Here is a 16,867-nt window from a genome sequence, read left to right as displayed (position 1 = left end):
CTCTTGTCCGGAAGGCCTGATCGGGCGCCAACGGGGCCGATTGGGAACGTAGCAAGTGCATCCCGGTTGAGCAAAGCGGGATGGCGGGCTTTCGTTCCCCGGACCCCCGCTCGTGAAGATCGGGGTTGCGGGCCGGTTAAAGCTATTGACGAGACGTGATTTCGGCCTAGAGCAAGCCTGCCGTTTTCTTCTGTCAGGCCAGCATTCCATGACACTTGCTTCCGTCACGCCCCAGGACATCCGCGCAACGCTGCTGCTGCGCCGGGAGATCGCGCTGCTCGACGTCAGGCATGAGGCGGAATTCGCCACCGGCCATCCGCTGTTTGCCGCCAACATGGCGGCCGGCCGGATCGCGCTGGAAGCCGAGCTGCGATTGCCGCGCAAGGACGTGCCGATCGTCCTTTATGACAATGGCGAGGGGCTGGTCGCTGCCGCCGCGGAGCAGTTGATGGCGCTGGGCCATGGCAATGTGGCCGCGCTCGCCGGTGGCTTGCAGGGCTGGAAGGCGGCCGGTTACGAGGTGTTCGAGGACGTCAATTCCTACGCCAAGGCGTTCGGCGAGCTGGTCGAGTCGCGCAGGCACACGCCGTCGCTGAGTGCCGACGAGGTCGCCGCGCTGATCTCGGACAAGGCCAACATCGCGATCCTCGATGTCCGCCGCTTCGACGAATATGCCACCATGAACATCCCGGGCTCGATCAGCGTGCCCGGCGCCGAGCTGGTGCTGTGCGCCGGCGGCGCGGCGCCGGATCCCGACACCACCATCATCGTCAACTGCGCCGGCCGCACCCGCTCGATCATCGGCACGCAGTCGCTGATCAATGCCGGACTGCCCAACAAGGTGCGGGCGCTGCGCAACGGCACGATCGGCTGGACGCTGGCGAAGCACGATCTCGAGCACGGCGCCGGCAAGCGCGGCGGCATCGGTCCGTTCGAGGGCGCAGGCGACAATGCGCGCGACGTCGCCTATCGCGCCGGCGTCCGTCACATCGGGATCGATGAACTCGCTGCGCTGGACGAGGACGCACACCGTACGCTGTATCGCTTCGATGTGCGCGATGCCGAGGAATACACGGCCGGTCACCTTGCCGGCTTCCGCCACTATGCCGGCGGTCAGCTGGTGCAGGAAATCGACATGGCCGCTCCCGTGCGCGGCGCGCGCATCGTGCTGAGCGACGACAAGAACATCCGCGCCGACATGACGGCGTCCTGGCTCGCGCAGATGGGCTGGGAGGTCTATGTGCTCGGGGGCGGCTATGACGGCCGGCTCGAAGTCGGACCACCGCGCATCGTGCCCCGGCCCGATCCCGCGCACCGCTACCGGCGACCCTATGAAGGCACCGGCGTCGCGGAAAAGGCGATGCAGGCCTATCTCGATTGGGAGTACGGCCTCGTCGAGCAGCTGCGCCGCGACGGCACGCACGGGTTCTATGTGATCTAGCGGATGACGTGGTGACGGCGGTGCGACCGCATCGGTCGGTGCCGAGTCGCAGGGGCACTGCCAAAATATCGAAAACAACCCCATGCAAAGGAGCCGGTGGCTGCCGGCGGACACGGCAACTTGACTCGTCGGGCAAATCAGTGGTACTTTTCCATTATTCAGAAATCGTGCCGGCATGGTCGTCCCTGCGAAGCAGGGACCCATAACCACAAATGCCAATTGCTGGGCGATGCTGGAACGACGAATTCCTTCAACAAGGTCCGCCGCGGAGTATGGGTCCCTGCTCCCGTGCGCAATTGCGCACTAGGCAGGGACGACGTGTTGGAGGAGCCGCGGGCTCTCATTTCTCCGGTGCCATGCCCCGCACAGGCATCCAGTACGGCGCGGCCTTTAAGCACGAACGCCGTGAGGAGTCGGATCGCATCTGTCGATGCGACCCGACCTAACAGCGAGCTTCGCTCGTCTCGACCCCGCAAGCCGGGGAGATGCACCGAGTTTGCTGCGAAGCGTAACCCAGCCCGCCGCTATTTCGGCAACGCCACCGGCATCAGCTTGAACGGACCGGGCTCCTTGCCCTTGTTGTCGCCGATCACGTAGGACAGCTTGCCCTCGGCGACCCAGCCGACATCGCCGACCTGCGTCACCGAGACCGGCTCGGCGAGGCCATCCTTGATGGTGTCGATGGTCGCCTCGCTGCCCTTCACCGTGACCTTGTCGAGCTTGCCGTTGCCCTCGATCAGCAGGAAGCCGCCGCCATGCGCCCGCAGCGCGTCGGCGTGGTCGAGCGGCCGCGACGGCTTCAGCTCGGTCACCGCGCCGGCCTTGCCGTCCTTCATCTCGATCTTGAACAGTTTTGCCGGAATGAAGGTGGTGACGTAAAGATTGCCGTCGGCGCCGATCGCGATGCCGTCGAGCCCGACGCCGTCCTTGGCGGGCGCGAGCTGCGGATCGGTCGCGAACGTCGCCAGCGCCGTGCCGCCCGCCTTCAGGCTGTAGACGAACGGCGCAAAGGAATCGCTCACATAGGCGGTGCCGTCGGCACCGACCACGATGTCGTTGCAGAACGATTTCGGATCGCTCAAGGCAAAGCTGCCCTTCGGCGCGCCGCTCTTGAGATCGAAGGTTTTCAGCCAGGCGCCCTTGGTGTCGCTCGGCCCCGCCACGCCCATCGCGCTGATGTCGTTGGAGCAGACATAGAGCGTGCCGCTCTTCTCGTCGGCGAGCACGCCCAGCGTCGAGCGGCTGTCGGCGGCGCCCGGCTTGACCAGCTGCTCGGCCTTGCCGCCCGAGATCTTCGTCACGCCGCCATGGTTGAAGCTGCCGACGTAGAGCGTCCCGTCGGAGGTCGAGGTCACGCTCTCCGGAAAACTCTTGTCGGGAACGCCGACCGCAGCTGTTTCGGCGCGCACTGCGCCGGCCGCACCGAGCGCAAGGATGATGGCCGCTAGCGATGCGCGGCGGATCTTGAGCAGTTCTCCCGTTGCGCGCGGACGTCCCGCGGCGCCATTGTTTTTTATCATGATCGCGTTTCCTCGATGAACCTGGTTGGACCAGGCAGGATTTTCTTGGCGATCGTCTCCGGTCGATGGTTGTTGTCTGCAGGGTTCCCGACCGGATTGTTCACCCGCCTGCCTTGTCGTTGCGGTATATACGATAGTATATAGCGTGAGGGAAGCAGCGTCCGCTGGAGAGCGCGTCATGGAACGGGAATTGGCGTCGTACAACCAATGCGTGTGTTGCGGTGGCATTATCGAGGGGATCGTCGACGATGATGCGATCGGCCTCGATGCACGGATCGGCCTGTTTACGGATGAGTGTGCGTTCGTCTGCGACGAATGCACCGCGAGCCTGATCGCGGCCGCAGCACGGCGCAGGCAGGAACCGGTTCGGCGGAAGTCGTAAGGCGGGAAGGTTTCCGCGTCATTGCGAGGAGCGCAAGCGACGAAGCAATCCATCTATCCCCATGCGGAGAGATGGATTGCTTCGCTGCGCTCGCAATGACGGTGGGAGCTCAATCCGGGCTGAACGCGTCGTAGACCAGCTTGCGGAACGCGGGCGTAATGCGCTGGCGCTCGTTCTGGGTCTGCTCGAGCATGATGTAGATCATGTCGAGCTTGGGATCGACGCCGAAATAGGTTCCGCTGCCGCTGTCCCATTTCAATTCGCCGATCGAGCCGGGCGGCGGCGGCTTGGCGATGCCGGGATCGGTGCGCACGGCGATGCCGTAGCCATAGCCGAAGCCGTCGCCGGGGAAGTACCAATAGTCGCGGCCGACGCCGGAGCCCGGCCCGATATGGTCCGTCGTCATGGTCTTGAAGGCTGCGGGGCTGAGATAGCGCTTGCCGTCCAGCTCGCCGCCGTTGAGCAGCATCTGCGCGAAGCGCGCATAATCGAGGATGGTCGACACCAGGCCGCCGCCGCCGGATTCCCACTCCGGATGCGCGCGCCGGTCGTTCTCGCCCTCGATCAGGATGGTGTCCGAGGGCAGCGGCTCCGCCAGCCGCGTCCGTTCGGTCTCGGCATCGAGCACGTATGAGGTGTCCTTCATCCCCAGGGAATCGAACAGGCGCTCCTTCTCGAACTGATAGAGCGTCTTGCCCGAGACGATCTCGATCACCCGGCCGAGCACGTCGGTGGAATGACCGTAGCGCCACAGCGTGCCGGGCTGTCGCGACAGCGGCAGCTTGGCCAGCCGCGCCACGAATTCCTCGTTGTCGAACTTGCCGTCGAACAGGTGTCCGGCACGGTAGATCTTCTGGATCCAGTCGGCGCCGATATATTCGTAGGTGATGCCCGAGGTGTGCCGCATGATATCTTCGATGGTCACCGGCCGGATCGGCGGCACCAGCTCAACCTTGGCCGGATCGTTTCCACCGTCCGGTTCGATGGCGACCTTCACGTCGGCGAAGGCCGGAATGTATTTCGACAGCGGGTCCTGCGGCGACAGCTTGCCCTCGTCGACCAGCATCATCGCGGCGGTGTTGGTGATCGGCTTGGTCATCGAATGCAGCGCGAACATCGTGTCCGGCCGCATCGGCGACTTGGTCGTTACGTCGCGATAGCCGAAGGTCTTCAGATAGACCGGCTTGCCGTGCTGCTGGATCAGGATGACTGCGCCCGGAATTTTTCCTGTCGCAACCTCGTTGTCAAAGAATGCGGTGATGCGTTCGAGTTTTTCCGGCACCGGGGCAGGGGCATCGGAGGCGCGCGCCGCGCCTGATATGACAACTGCAAGACAACCGATCGCGGTCACTGCTCCGCGAAGCGACAGCACAGCACGGTGGACTGCCCGATCATACCCGCACGACATTGAAAAGCCTGCCCCTGCCTGATGCCCTGAGCGCAGAGTTTTAGCGGCGCGCGCTCCCGCGCACCATAATCATTTTGGAGCGAGTTTATTCCCGGCGATCGCCGGAATTATACGATTTGGGTAGCGCCGACGGGCGTGCGCACCGCATTCGACAGCACCTGCAGCGCCTGGCTCAGTTCGGCGCGGTTGCGCGCCGCACCCAGCGACACGCGCAGGCCACGCGGCGCGGCTTCGCCCGCCGCAAAGGCGTCTTCGCCGACCACGGCGAGGCCGTTGCGCATCAGATGCGACAACAGGTCGGTGCCGTCGAAATGCTTCGGCAGCGGCATCCAGAGATGATGGCTCGCCGGCCGCGCCGCATAGCTGACGCCTTTGAGGAAGCGGGTCGCAAGCTGCTGGCGCGCCGCCGCCTCGTTGCGGATGGCGCGGATGATGTCGGCGGCGACGCCGGAGCGCAGCCATTGCGTAACCAGCGCGACCATCAGCGATGGCGGCATCTGCATGGTGGCCTGCATGCCGGCGCGCATGCGCTGCTCGGCGGCGGCATCGGGCGCCAGGAGATAGGCGACGCGCAGGGCGGGCGCGATGCACTTTGCGATGCTCGCGGCGTAGTAGGTGCGCTCCGGAATCAGGGTTGCGATCGGCGCCATCTGCGGTTCGAGCGGCCCGTAGACGTCGTCTTCGATCAGGACGCAGCCGCGCTTGCTGATGACATCGGCGACCGCCTTGCGTCTGATCGCGCTCATCGTCGCCGTGGTCGGGTTTTGCTGCGTCGGCACCAGATAGACCGCCTTCGGCTTGTGCTTGCGGCAGGCTTCGTCGAGCGCCTCGGGCCGCGCGCCCTCGGCGTCCATCGCAACCCCGACCAGGCGGACATCAAGCCGCGCTGCCGCGGCCTTGATGCCGGGAAAGGTCAGCGCCTCCGTCACCACGACATCGCCCGGCGATGTCAGCGCCAGCAGCGCGTTGAAGATGATCGCCTGCGAACCCGGATAGATCACGATGCGGTCGGCCGCCGCCTGCGGCACCCGCGGCGCGAGCCATGCGGCGCCGGCCTCGCGCTCCGCAGTGGTGCCGCCCGGACGCGTGTAGCCGAGATAGGCGGAGAACCCGGCTTCGGAGCGGATGGTCGCAAGTCCCTGCGCGATGCGCAGGTCGAGATTGGCCTCGACCGGCTGCGGCGGCAGGTTCATCGACAGGTCGATGTTGACGGGCGCGGGCAGGTCGGACGCGGCGCGCGCGGTGGTCTCCGAGACGAACGTACCCTGGCCGACACGGGCGTCGAGCAGTCCGCGCCGCCGCGCCTCGCCATAGGCGCGCGTCACCGTGGTCAGATCGATATCGAGCGCCGAGGCCAGCGCGCGATGGGTCGGCAGCCGCTGGCCGCGCACCAGCCGGCCGCTCGCGATGTCGGCGGCCAGCGCATCGACGATGCGCAGGAACATCGGGCCGTGCCATTCTGAAACTGTAGGGATCCAATCCATGCAATCCGACACTTTGTCTTTGATTGTAGGTGCTTGAATGCATATTGTATGGATCATCCAGGTCAGGTCAAGGACGACGGCGAAAGGAAAACGACGATGACCGAGACGGTTTCCCTGCCAAAGGCGATGTGGCGCGGCTTTACCATGAAGTGCCCGAACTGCGGGCGCGGCCATCTGTTCGGCCGTTTCCTCAAGGTCGCCGATCACTGTGAGGTCTGCAGCGAGGACTTCACCCCGCAGCGCGCGGACGATTTCCCGGCCTATCTCGTGATCGTCGTGGTCGGCCATGTCGTGGTGCCGGCGCTGCTGTGGCTCGAGATGAACTACGCGCCGCCGGCCTGGCTGCAACTGGCGATCTGGCTTCCATTCACGCTGTTCAGCGCGCTCGCGCTGCTGCAGCCGACCAAGGGCGCGATCGTGGGCCTGCAGTGGCAGCTGGGGATGGAGGGATTTGCGGCGACCCGACGGCGTGCGGTGGCGCCCGCCCGGGCGCAAAGCAGCGTCGGACGGGCTCGCGAAGCCTGAAGCGATCTCAGAATTGTAGCCCGGATGAGCGAAGCGACATCCGGGAACAGTAGCCCCGCATATCGCTCCGCTCATGCGGGCTACAGTGATGCAACCAGTCAGAATTGTAGCCCGGATGGAGCCAACGGGTCGCGCGAACGCGCGCCCGATGACAAGCTCCGCGTAATCCGGGATCCTGTCGCCCGCACGATGAATCCCGGATTGCGCTGCGCTGCATCCGGGCTACGGATCAATCAAATCGGATGATGATGCGGCCGGAACATCCGGCCCTTCTCCGTCACCAAGACGACGGCGAGCGCGGCCAGCGTGCACAGGAAGAAGCCGGTCGCGAACGGCGCCAGCGTGCCGTTGTAATCCTGGCCGATCGTGGTGCCGACGCCGATCCCGAGCAGCGTCGTGATCGTGCCGTACAGCGAGGAGGCGGTGCCGGCGATCTTGCCCTGCGGCTCCATCGCGAGCGCGGTGAAATTCGCCATCATCAGCCCGAACGCGAACATCATCAGGCCCGACAGCACCATGAACAGCGGCAGCGACAGCGTGTCGGTCTTCACCGCCAGCAGCAGGGCGCCTGCGACGACGGCAAAGCCGGTCAGCGCGGCGTGCGAGATCACGCGCATGCCGATGCGGCCGACGATGCGCGAATTGAGGAAGCCGGCGATCGCGACGCCGACCGCGCAGGCCGCGAAGGCGACCGGGAAGTAATGCCCGAGCTTGAAGATCTCGGTGAAGATCTGCTGCGAGGAGAACACGAAGGCAAACAGCGAGCCCTGCACGCCGCCGGCGGCGAGCGCGTAGCCGAGCGTCTGGCGATTGGTGACGGTCTGGCGAAACGCGGACAAGACCTCCGGGATCGCCAGCGACTTGCGCAATTCCAGCGGCAGCGTTTCCGGCATCCGCATCGCACTCCAGGCCAGCGCGATCACGCCGTAGATCATCAGCAGCACGAAGATGCCGCGCCAATGCGTCAGCAGCATCACCGCCTGGCCAAATGACGGCGCGATCACGGGGACTGCGATGAACACCATCATCGCCAGCGACATCACGCTCGCCATCCGCCGTCCGGCGTAGCAGTCGCGCACGATCGAGGTCGCGATCACGCGGGTTGCCGCGGTGCCGAGCCCTTGCAGCGCGCGCGCCAACAGCAGCGTCTCGAACGAGGGCGCCATGATCGCGAGCAGGCCGGCGATGGTGTAGACGGTCATGCCGCCGAGCAGCACCGGGCGGCGGCCGAAGCGGTCCGACAGCGGGCCCATCACGAACTGGCCGACGCCGAAGCCGACCAGGAAGATCGACAGCACCATCTGCGGACGGTTGGCGTCGGCGATCTGGAACGCGGAACGGATGTTCGGCAGCGCCGGCAGCATCATGTCCATCGCCAGCGGGTTCAGCGCCATGATCGAGGCGATGACGACGACGAATTCCGGAAAGCCCATCGGGCGGTGGCCTGAGGAAACCCAGGCATCGGCATTAATGTCAGACACTTAGCAACCTCTTGGGAATCCTTGCATCGTAGCGGCCTTGCTGCGATGCACAATCGGCGTTTCGGGATAGCTGCCCGCCGATCGCGGTCGAGGTAGCGGGGTCGGGAACCGGGGCCAAAAGCACAATTCGCCGAATATCGTTGCGACTGCAACTATTTCGCTCGTGTGGCACGGAAACCTCTGCTAATCCCGGGCCCAGCATCCGTGCGGGGCAGGCGCATCGCCGCCGACCACGCCCGCGCGGCCAAGAACAGGTTCAAGAACGGGTTTTGGGGAGGCGACATGTCCATCGAAATGTCCGCGCGCTCGCGCGGCGCTGAACTGTCGGATGAGGAGCGCAAGGTCCTCACTGCAACGCTCGTCGGCACCACCATCGAGTGGTACGACTTCTTCGTCTACGCCCAGGCGGCGGGCCTGGTGTTCGGCGCGCTGTTCTTCGCGCCGATGAACGCGAACAATCCGCTGCTGGCGCAGATCGTCTCGTTCGCGACGCTCGGCCTCTCATTCCTGTTCCGCCCGTTAGGCGCCATCGTCTGCGGCCATCTCGGCGACCGCTTCGGGCGCAAGAACATGCTGGTCGTCACGCTGCTGTTGATGGGGGCGGCGACCGCGCTGGTCGGCCTGCTGCCGACCTACGCGCAGATCGGCGCCTGGGCGCCGGCACTCCTTATTCTCCTGCGCATCCTGCAAGGCTTCTCGGCCGGCGGCGAGTGGGGCGGCGCGGCGCTCATGGCGGTGGAATCGGCGCCCGTCGACAAGCGCAGCTTCTTCGGCTCGTTCCCGCAGATCGGCACGCCGCTCGGCATGATCCTGGCGACCGGCGTGCTGTGGGTGCTCACCGCGACGCTCGGCAAGCAGGCGATGATCGAGTGGGGCTGGCGGATTCCGTTCCTGCTGTCGATCATGCTGATCGTCGTCGGCATCGTGATCCGCCGCACCGTGGAAGAGTCTCCGGTGTTCCAGGCGATGCAGCGTCGGCACAGGGAATCCTCTGCACCGCTGCGCGACCTGATGCGCAATCACAGCAAGGAGATCCTGCGCACCGCGTTGATCTTCATGGCCAACAATGCGGCCGGCTACATCCTGATCGCGTTCATCATCAGCTACGGCGCCAACACGCTGAAGATGCCGTCGGAGCAGCTGCTGCTGATCGGCACGCTCGCGGCGGTCAGCTGGTTCATCTTCACGCTGCTCGGCGGCATCCTCGGCGACAAAATCGGCCGCGTGCGCTGCTTCCAGATCGGCTACACCCTGATGGTGCTGTGGGCGGTGCCGATGTGGTTCCTGATCGACAGCAAGAACCTCTTGCTGTTCTTCGTCAGTGCGGTCGGGCTCACGGTTGCGCTCGGCCTGTCCTACGGGCCGCAAGCGGCGCTCTATGCCGAGCTGTTTCCGGCCAAGGTGCGCTATTCCGGCGTCTCGATCGGCTATGCGCTCGGCGCCATCTTCGGCGGCGCCTTCGCGCCGATGATCGCGCAGTGGATCATCGGCACCTACGGCCAGTCCTGGCGCGTCGGCGTCTACATCGCGGTGCTGTCGCTGATCTCGCTGATCACGGTGTCGACAATCAAGGATCCGCAAGGCGTCGATCTGAACGTGCACGACGCGGGGGCGTGAGCCGCGACCTTGTGTCATTGCGAGGAGCTCGCGACAAAATTGCGAAGCAATTTTGCGCTGAAGCGACGAAGCAATCCATCGATCCGCGCATGCATGGATTGCTTCGCGGAGCCTGTCATCCGGCGGTGCTTCGCGCCGACCGGGTGGCTCGCAATGACGGAGATCAAACCCCCAGCATCGCCTTCAGCTTCTTGACCGCGCTATCAGGCGTCGTCAGCACCTCGCGGCCGGTGACTTCGGCGACGCGCTCGGCCGCCGGCGCCATGCTGTACTGGGCGAGCGCGATCAGGTCGCAGTTGCGCAGCTCCTTGGACGCCTCGACCACAATGCGGTCATGCTCGGCGCGGTCGCCGCGGTCGAGCGCTGCCAGCGCGCCATCGGCAAGTTTCGGCACCAGCGTGACCTGTGGCGGAAATTCCGGCGGCATCGACACCAACGTCGGCGGGAAGGTCGAGAGCAGGCCGATCCGCTTGCCCTTCGCCACCGCCTGCTCGATCATCGCCTCGTTCGGCTTCAGCACCGGCATCGGCGCGTGCGCGCGCGCCACCGCCTCGATGCACGGCCCGAACGCCGAGCAGGTGAACAGGATGCCATTGGCGCCGGTGCTTGCCGCATAGCGGCCCATGGTCAGAAATCGCTCGGTCATGCGCTCGTCAAGCTTGCCGTCGCGCGCGAGGTCCGCCGACAGGCTATCGTCGAGCAGGTTCATCAGCCGCGCCTCCGGCCAATGCCGTGCGAACGATGCTTCGATCGGGACGATCGAGTGCTTCAGGGCGTGAATAAGGGTGATGCGCATCGATATTTCTTGCTCTCCCTCTCCCCGCTCTTTCGCGGGGAGAGGGTTGGGGTGAGGGGCTCTATCGTCGTAACAGGTGAGAGGAGGGTATGCGGAGGCTCCCCCTCACCCGGATTGCTTCGCAATCCGACCTCTCCCCGCAGGCGGGGCGAGGTGACTTCACTTACTTGAACGGAATCGCGTACATCAACCCGCCCTTGCTCCAGGTGGCGTTGAGGCCGCGCTCGAGCTTCAAGGGGCTGGCCTTGCCGACATTGCGCTCGAAGATTTCGCCGTAATTGCCGCCGGCCTTGATCGCGGCGAGCAGCCATTTGTTGTCGAGGCCGAGGCGCGAGCCGAGATCGCCCGACGCGCCGAGCAGGCGCTGGATCGCCGGGACCTGCGACTTCGCCATCTCGTCGGCATTGGCCTGGGTGACGCCGAGCTCTTCGGCCTCGATCAGGCCGTAATGCAGCCAGGTGATGATGTCGCTCCACACTTCGTCGCCGTTGCGGGTGAACGGACCGAGCGGCTCCTTGCTGATGGTCTGCGGCAGCACGACGTAGTCGTCGGCCTTCGGGGCTGCGGTCGCGACAGCGCCCGCGAGCGCGGAAGCGTCCTGGGTCATGGCATCGCAGCGGCCGCCGAAGAAGGTCTGGTACATGGTGTCGACGCGGTCGAACACCAGCGGCTTCCAGTCGATGCCGTTGGCGCGGCCGTAGTCGCCGAGCGTCACTTCATGCGTGGTGCCCTGGGCGACGCACACCGTGGCGCCCTTGAGGTCCTTCAGCTCCTTCACGCCGAGGTCCTTCTTCACGACAAAGCCCTGACCGTCGTAGAAATTGACCGGTCCCTGCCGCAACCCAAGCGTGGTGCCGCGCAGAAAGGTCTGCGTCGAGTTGCGGTAGAGCACGTCGATCTCGCCCGACTGCAGCGCGGTGAAGCGGTTCTGCGCGGTCAGCGCGACATAGCGCACCTTGGCGGGATCGCCGAGCACGCCGGCGGCAAGCGCACGGCAATAGTCGACGTCGAGGCCCTTGAAGTTACCTTGCGAGTCCGGCGCCGAGAATCCGGCAAAGCCGGTCGAGACGCCGCACACCAGCGTGCCGCGCTGCTTGACGGTGTCGAGCGTCGCAGCGCTCGCGCCCGCGATGCCCGCGGCGAGAACGGTTAGAGTGATGATACCCCTCAGCATGTCTTCCTCCTCCTAATGTTTGCGGATGATCCCCGCGCAAATGCTTCGCGTTTGTCGCGGGAAAACCGGTGCCCACTTTTCCGGATCATGCTCCGTGACCAATATCCTTCAACGCGCTGTCGACCGCAGCGCCGAGTCTTTCGACGATCATGTCGATGTCGCCCGAAGTCGCGATATAGGGCGGGGCGAGCAGCACGTGATCGCCGCGCTGGCCGTCGGCGGTGCCGCCCGACGGATAGCAGCCGAGCCCGGCGGCGAAGGCCGCGGACTTGATCCGCTGATGCAGCTTCAGCTTGGGATCGAACGGCTGCCGCGTGGCACGGTCGGCGACCAGCTCGAGCCCCCAGAACAGGCCGCGGCCCCTGATGTCGCCGACATGGCGATGATTGCCGAACCGTTCGGTGAGCCGCTGCTCGAGCTGGCGGCCGCGCTCCTTGACCTGGTCGAGCAGCTTCTCCTCAGCGATCACCTTCTGCACCTCGAGCGCGGCGGCGCAGGCCAGCGGATGCGCCAGATAGGTGTGGCCGTGCTGGAACGCGCCGGAGCCGTTGCGCACCGTGTCGACGATCGTGCCGCTGGCAAGCATCGCGCCGATCGGCTGATAGCCGCCGCCGAGCCCCTTGGCGATCGCCTGGATGTCGGGCGAGATGCCTTCCTGCTCCCAGGCGTGCAGCGTGCCGGTGCGGCCCATGCCGCACATCACCTCGTCGAGGATCAACAGCGCGCCGTGGCGGTTGCAGATCTCGCGCACCGCCTTGAAGTAACCCTCCGGCGCCGGCACGCAGCCGGCGGTGGCGCCGACCACGGGCTCGGCGATGAACGCCGCGACCGTATCGGGGCCGAGCCGCTGGAATTCGGCTTCGAGTTCGGCGGCAAGGCGTGCCACGAACGCCGCCTCCGATTCATCGTCGCGCTTCTCGTGATAGGCGAAGGCCGGCGTGACATGGCTGAACGAGGGCGACAGCAGCGGCGCGTAGGGCTCGCGGCGCCAGGCATTGCCACCGGCCGACAGCGCGCCGAGCGTGTTGCCGTGATAGCTCTGGCGGCGCGCGATGAAGCGCGCGCGCTTCGGCTCGCCGCGCTCGATGAAATATTGCCGCGCCAGCTTGATCGAGGCCTCGATCGCCTCCGACCCGCCGCTGACGAAATAGACATAGCCGAGGCCGCCGGGCTCGTGGCCGACCAGCCGCTCGGCGAGCTCTTCCGCGGGCTCGGAGGAGAAGAAGCCGGTATGGGCATAGGCGATCTTCGAGGCCTGCTTGACGATCGCGGCCAGGATCCGCGGATGCTGATGGCCGAGGCACGACACCGCGGCGCCGCCGGAGGAATCCAGAATCCGGTGGCCATCCTCCGCGATCAGCCAGACGCCGTCGCCGCCGACCGCTGTCGGCGGGGTCTCGCGCAGGCTGCGATGCATCACGCGGCTCTTGTTGGCTGCCATGACACTCATCCTTTCTCGACGAAATATTGCGACATCTCGGCAAGCCGGCCCTCGGTCTCCTCCAGCTTGCGCTTTGCGTTCGCGCCGCCCAGCGTGAAAGCGACGGCCGCCAGCGACTGGGCGACTGCGATCGCGCCGGTCAGGCTCGGGAAGAAGCCGGGCGAGGAGGCGGCCTCGAACAGCAGCAGATGATCGGCACCTTCGGCCATCGGAGCTGTGATAGTGTCGGCGATCGCGATCAGCGCGGCGCGCGCCTGATGCGCCGCGCGCGCCGTTTCGACGCTGACCAGGGTGTAGGGCGCAAAGCCGATCACGACCACGGCGTCGCCCGAGCGGAAGGCGCCGTGGTCGAGATCGAACGGGCCGGAGCCGCCGACCAATTGCACGGCATCGGGGCGGAACAGGCGAAGCTGATAGGTCAGCAGCTCCGCGACGCTGCGGCAGCTGCGAAACCCTGATATCCAGATCCTGTCCGCGGAGTGCAGCGCACGCGCGGCTTCCGCGATCGCGCTCGCTGAAATCCGCGCAAGGCCCGCGGCCTCGGCTTCCAATTTGTCGTGCACCAGTTTGACATCGGCATTCGGCCCGGCGCGGCGGCTCCTGGCGCGGCCGGAGAACGGCGAGCCCTGCGCCGGCCGGCGCGCCTCGGTGAGCGCGGCGCGCAATTCGTCCCAGCCGGAATAGCCGAGCGCCTTGGCAAGACGGGTGAATGAGGCTGGATCGGCGCCGGCGACGGAGGCGAGCTCGCGCATCGAGCGGGTGGTGGCGTCGTAATCATTGGCGGCGACGAACCGGCCGACCTCCTGCAAGCGCATCGGCAGCGACGGTAGTGCGCTGCACAATTCGTTGAGGGGCGATGGTTTCGGCTGAGCCTGGGCCATGAAACATATGTTGCATGAATCTTAATTTGGTGCAACATATGAAGTGCGCAGGGTTTGAGGTTGACGCGTCTTCCTCACGCGAACCGGGTATCCACTTCGCTCGAAAACGCTCTTGCGCATGGCAGAAGATCGCTTCTCACTGGGGTCCTTGTGCTGTGACGACATCGACGCCGAAACGCCCTCCCGCCCGGCCCTGGCGGCTTTCGCTCAGCGATCCCCGCGTCGCGGGCCTGTTCTGGCAGATCCTGGTGGTCGCCATCGCGGTCGCCGTCGTCGCCTGGCTGTGGTCCAACGCGGTCCATAACCTCTCGGTGCGGCGCATCTCGACCGGCTTTGCCTTCCTCGGCCGTGAAGCCGGCATGCCGATCGCCGACAGCTGGATCGACTACACGCCGAAGAACACCTATCTGCGCGCGTTCATCGTCGGCGTCGTCAACACGCTGCGCGTCGCGGTCATCGGCATCGTGCTGGCGACCGTGATCGGCACGCTGGTCGGCATCGCGCGGCTGTCGTCGAACTGGCTGCTGGCGCGGCTCGCCGCCGTCTATGTCGAGGTGCTGCGCGACCTGCCGCTGCTGCTGCAACTCCTGTTCTGGTACGTGCTGATGCAGGGCCTGCCGGCGGCGCGCCAGGCGTGGAGGCCGGTCGACGGGGTCTATCTGTCCAACCGCGGCCTGGTGCTGCCGTCGGTGCCGCTGCATGAGGCCAATGGCTGGACGCTCGTTGCGCTGGTCGCCGGCGTGATCGTCTTCATCATCGTCAGGCGCCGCCTGATCGCGCAGCAGATGCTCGATGGCAAGGCGCGGCCGGTCTGGCCCTACGCGCTCGGCCTCATCATCGCGCTGCCGGCGCTGGTGTCGTGGCTTCTGGGCGCAAGCTGGAGCGTCATGCTGCCCGAGCTGCGCGGCTTCAACTTCGTCGGAGGGCTGACCCTGGCGCCGGAATATTTCGCGCTGCTGATCGCGCTGGTCACGTATACTTCGGCGTTCATCGCCGAGATCGTGCGCAGCGGCATCCAGGCGGTGCCGCGCGGCCAGTCGGACGCGGCCAAGGCGCTCGGGCTGAAGCGCAGCTTCGTCCTGCAGCACATCGTGCTGCCGCAGGCGCTGCGCGTCATCATCCCGCCGATGACCAGCCAGTATCTGAACCTGACCAAGAATTCGTCGCTCGCGGTCGCGGTCGGCTACCAGGACATCGTCTCGATCGCCAACACCACGCTGAACCAGACCGGGCAGGCGATCGAGTCGATCGCGCTGATCATGATGGTGTTCCTCACCATCAGCCTCGGCATCAGCCTGTTCATGAACTGGTACAACGCGCGGATCGCGCTGGTGGAGCGCTGACATGAGCTCGGTCGCACATCTCCCGCAGGATCCGCTGCCGATCGGCCGGCGCCGCACGCAGCGCACGCTCGGCGGCCAGATCGTGGCCTGGCTGCGCGCCAACCTGTTCGCGTCCGTGACGTCGAGCATCATGACGCTGCTGCTGCTGTTCGTTCTCGGCAAGGCTTGCATCGGCCTGTGGCAATGGGGCATCGCCAACGCGGTCTGGATCGTCACAGGCAACGACACCAATGCCTGCCGCGCGCTGCGCGGCGTCGGCGCCTGCTGGGCGGTGATCCCCGAGAAGTACCGCTTCATCCTGTTCGGCACCTATCCGTTCAGCGAGCAGTGGCGGCCGGCGCTCGCGGTCGTGATCTTCATCGCGCTGTTCGTGGTCTCGAGCCGCCGCAGCTTCTGGCGCAAGGAGCTGTTCCTGCTGTGGGCCGCTTCCTTGATCGCGATCGGCTGCCTGATGTGGGGCGGCTTTCTCGGCATGTCCTTTGTCACGCAGGACCGCTGGGGCGGGCTGCCGGTGACGCTGATCCTGGCGACGTTCGGATTGGCGTTCGGCTTCCCGCTCGGAATCCTGGTCGCGCTCGGCCGCCGCTCGAAGCTGCCGGCGATCCGCTCGCTCTGCGTGCTCTATGTCGAGCTGATCCGCGGCGTGCCGCTGATCAGCCTGTTGTTCATGGCGAGCGTCATGTTCCCGCTGTTCATGCCGGACGGCGTCAACATCGACAAATTGCTGCGCGCGCAGATCGCCTTCATCCTCTATGCCGGTGCCTACCTTGCGGAAGTGGTGCGCGGCGGTCTGCAGGCGGTGCCGCGCGGACAATATGAGGCCGCCGACGCGCTCGGGCTGTCCTACTGGGAGAAGAACGCGCTGATCGTGCTGCCGCAGGCGATCCGCCACGTCATCCCGCCGCTGGTCAACACCTTCATCGCCTTCTTCAAGGACACCAGCCTTGTCCTGATCATCGGCATCTTCGATCTCCTGACCACCGCCAAGACCGCGATCGTCGATCCGGCCTGGCAGGCCTTCAGCGTCGAGGTCTATGTGTTCGTCGGCGTGATCTACTTCGTGTTCTGCTTTGCGATGTCGCGCTACAGCCGCGGCCTCGAGGCGCAGCGCGCGCACGGCTGAGCGATCCGGATTCTCCGTCGCTTGCCTCCCTCACATGCTGCATCCTTCGGTGCCGGCATGTTCGCATCCGCAGCCGTGTGCTTTGATTTCTGGAGCGGCCTGTTCTGGCCTTAACGATGCGGCAACCAAGACTTGGCCGATGGTTGGCGCAAAGGCGCGGCTGGCACAGAGTGCACTAGGCGATGTTCCGCCCGTAACTTATCTTGAGCGCGATTGGATTCGCGAGCGCGCGCGATGACAGAAATCATTGT

14 protein-coding genes are annotated in these 16,867 nt (G+C 65.7%); 6 read left to right on the top strand and 8 right to left on the bottom strand.

The window, feature by feature from the left end; all coding sequences use genetic code 11:
- The first annotated feature begins 208 nt into the window (after positions 1-208).
- On the top strand, positions 209-1,441 hold the full coding sequence (locus J6525_RS22610) for a rhodanese-like domain-containing protein (protein ID WP_225646346.1): 1,233 nt from the start codon (positions 209-211) through the stop codon (positions 1,439-1,441).
- A gap of 524 nt (positions 1,442-1,965) precedes the next feature.
- Here the strand turns inward: J6525_RS22610 and J6525_RS22605 are convergent.
- Positions 1,966-2,961 carry an NHL repeat-containing protein gene (locus tag J6525_RS22605; RefSeq protein ID WP_225646345.1) on the bottom strand — a complete coding sequence of 332 codons (996 nt, stop codon included), beginning with the start codon at positions 2,959-2,961 and terminating at the stop codon, positions 1,966-1,968.
- A gap of 178 nt (positions 2,962-3,139) precedes the next feature.
- Between J6525_RS22605 and J6525_RS22600 the strand changes: the two genes are divergently transcribed.
- A complete protein-coding gene (locus J6525_RS22600) occupies positions 3,140-3,343 on the top strand; it encodes a hypothetical protein (RefSeq protein WP_225646344.1) in 204 nt (67 codons plus the stop codon).
- Positions 3,344-3,452: 109 nt separating this feature from the next.
- Here the strand turns inward: J6525_RS22600 and J6525_RS22595 are convergent, their stop codons facing one another.
- Positions 3,453-4,751 carry a serine hydrolase domain-containing protein gene (locus J6525_RS22595; protein ID WP_249796137.1) on the bottom strand — a complete coding sequence of 433 codons (1,299 nt, stop codon included), beginning with the start codon at positions 4,749-4,751 and terminating at the stop codon, positions 3,453-3,455.
- 107 nt (positions 4,752-4,858) lie between these two features.
- A complete protein-coding gene (locus J6525_RS22590) occupies positions 4,859-6,196 on the bottom strand; it encodes an aminotransferase-like domain-containing protein (RefSeq protein WP_225646342.1) in 1,338 nt (445 codons plus the stop codon).
- A gap of 135 nt (positions 6,197-6,331) precedes the next feature.
- Here J6525_RS22590 and J6525_RS22585 point away from each other — a divergent pair, with 135 nt between their 5' ends.
- On the top strand, positions 6,332-6,760 hold the full coding sequence (locus J6525_RS22585) for a DUF983 domain-containing protein (protein WP_249796136.1): 429 nt from the start codon (positions 6,332-6,334) through the stop codon (positions 6,758-6,760).
- A 233-nt stretch (positions 6,761-6,993) separates the two neighbouring features.
- Here the strand turns inward: J6525_RS22585 and J6525_RS22580 are convergent, their stop codons facing one another.
- Positions 6,994-8,193, bottom strand: coding sequence for a multidrug effflux MFS transporter (locus J6525_RS22580; RefSeq protein ID WP_249796145.1), 1,200 nt, complete (start codon positions 8,191-8,193; stop codon positions 6,994-6,996).
- A 330-nt stretch (positions 8,194-8,523) separates the two neighbouring features.
- Here J6525_RS22580 and J6525_RS22575 point away from each other — a divergent pair, with 330 nt between their 5' ends.
- The gene (locus J6525_RS22575; RefSeq protein WP_225646339.1) at positions 8,524-9,858 is read left to right on the top strand and encodes an MFS transporter; all 1,335 of its coding nucleotides are present in this window, start codon (positions 8,524-8,526) and stop codon (positions 9,856-9,858) included.
- Positions 9,859-10,021: 163 nt separating this feature from the next.
- Here J6525_RS22575 and J6525_RS22570 read toward each other — a convergent pair whose 3' ends face one another.
- From J6525_RS22570 to J6525_RS22555, 4 genes are all read right to left on the bottom strand, one after another.
- Positions 10,022-10,654 carry an aspartate/glutamate racemase family protein gene (locus tag J6525_RS22570; RefSeq protein ID WP_225646338.1) on the bottom strand — a complete coding sequence of 211 codons (633 nt, stop codon included), beginning with the start codon at positions 10,652-10,654 and terminating at the stop codon, positions 10,022-10,024.
- A 163-nt stretch (positions 10,655-10,817) separates the two neighbouring features.
- Positions 10,818-11,828, bottom strand: coding sequence for an amino acid ABC transporter substrate-binding protein (locus J6525_RS22565; protein WP_057018836.1), 1,011 nt, complete (start codon positions 11,826-11,828; stop codon positions 10,818-10,820).
- Positions 11,829-11,913: 85 nt separating this feature from the next.
- Positions 11,914-13,269: an aspartate aminotransferase family protein gene (locus J6525_RS22560; RefSeq protein ID WP_225646337.1), complete on the bottom strand. Its 1,356-nt coding sequence runs from the start codon at positions 13,267-13,269 to the stop codon at positions 11,914-11,916.
- A 5-nt stretch (positions 13,270-13,274) separates the two neighbouring features.
- On the bottom strand, positions 13,275-14,150 hold the full coding sequence (locus J6525_RS22555; protein ID WP_225646336.1) for a MurR/RpiR family transcriptional regulator: 876 nt from the start codon (positions 14,148-14,150) through the stop codon (positions 13,275-13,277).
- A 155-nt stretch (positions 14,151-14,305) separates the two neighbouring features.
- Here J6525_RS22555 and J6525_RS22550 point away from each other — a divergent pair, with 155 nt between their 5' ends.
- Together J6525_RS22550 and J6525_RS22545 are read left to right on the top strand one after the other, a co-directional pair.
- Complete coding sequence (locus J6525_RS22550; RefSeq protein ID WP_376708544.1) at positions 14,306-15,493, top strand: amino acid ABC transporter permease; 1,188 nt, start codon at positions 14,306-14,308, stop codon at positions 15,491-15,493.
- Position 15,494: 1 nt separating this feature from the next.
- Positions 15,495-16,616 (top strand): amino acid ABC transporter permease, encoded by a 1,122-nt coding sequence (locus J6525_RS22545; protein WP_225646335.1) that lies wholly within the window; start codon positions 15,495-15,497, stop codon positions 16,614-16,616.
- The last annotated feature ends 251 nt before the right edge of the window (positions 16,617-16,867 follow it).

It is taken from the genome of Bradyrhizobium australafricanum (assembly GCF_020329495.1).
Lineage (GTDB): Bacteria > Pseudomonadota > Alphaproteobacteria > Rhizobiales > Xanthobacteraceae > Bradyrhizobium > Bradyrhizobium australafricanum.
The sequence above is the reverse complement of the archived record's forward strand: the minus strand, read 5'-3'. Positions and strand labels throughout refer to the sequence as shown.

Coding starts and splice junctions, on each gene's coding strand:
- J6525_RS22610 (WP_225646346.1), top strand. CDS start 209: ATGACACTTGCTTCCGTCACGCCCCAGGACATCCGCGCAACGCTGCTG.
- J6525_RS22605 (WP_225646345.1), bottom strand. CDS start 2,961: ATGATAAAAAACAATGGCGCCGCGGGACGTCCGCGCGCAACGGGAGAA.
- J6525_RS22600 (WP_225646344.1), top strand. CDS start 3,140: ATGGAACGGGAATTGGCGTCGTACAACCAATGCGTGTGTTGCGGTGGC.
- J6525_RS22595 (WP_249796137.1), bottom strand. CDS start 4,751: ATGTCGTGCGGGTATGATCGGGCAGTCCACCGTGCTGTGCTGTCGCTT.
- J6525_RS22590 (WP_225646342.1), bottom strand. CDS start 6,196: ATGTTCCTGCGCATCGTCGATGCGCTGGCCGCCGACATCGCGAGCGGC.
- J6525_RS22585 (WP_249796136.1), top strand. CDS start 6,332: ATGACCGAGACGGTTTCCCTGCCAAAGGCGATGTGGCGCGGCTTTACC.
- J6525_RS22580 (WP_249796145.1), bottom strand. CDS start 8,193: ATGGGCTTTCCGGAATTCGTCGTCGTCATCGCCTCGATCATGGCGCTG.
- J6525_RS22575 (WP_225646339.1), top strand. CDS start 8,524: ATGTCCATCGAAATGTCCGCGCGCTCGCGCGGCGCTGAACTGTCGGAT.
- J6525_RS22570 (WP_225646338.1), bottom strand. CDS start 10,654: ATGCGCATCACCCTTATTCACGCCCTGAAGCACTCGATCGTCCCGATC.
- J6525_RS22565 (WP_057018836.1), bottom strand. CDS start 11,828: ATGCTGAGGGGTATCATCACTCTAACCGTTCTCGCCGCGGGCATCGCG.
- J6525_RS22560 (WP_225646337.1), bottom strand. CDS start 13,269: ATGGCAGCCAACAAGAGCCGCGTGATGCATCGCAGCCTGCGCGAGACC.
- J6525_RS22555 (WP_225646336.1), bottom strand. CDS start 14,150: ATGGCCCAGGCTCAGCCGAAACCATCGCCCCTCAACGAATTGTGCAGC.
- J6525_RS22545 (WP_225646335.1), top strand. CDS start 15,495: ATGAGCTCGGTCGCACATCTCCCGCAGGATCCGCTGCCGATCGGCCGG.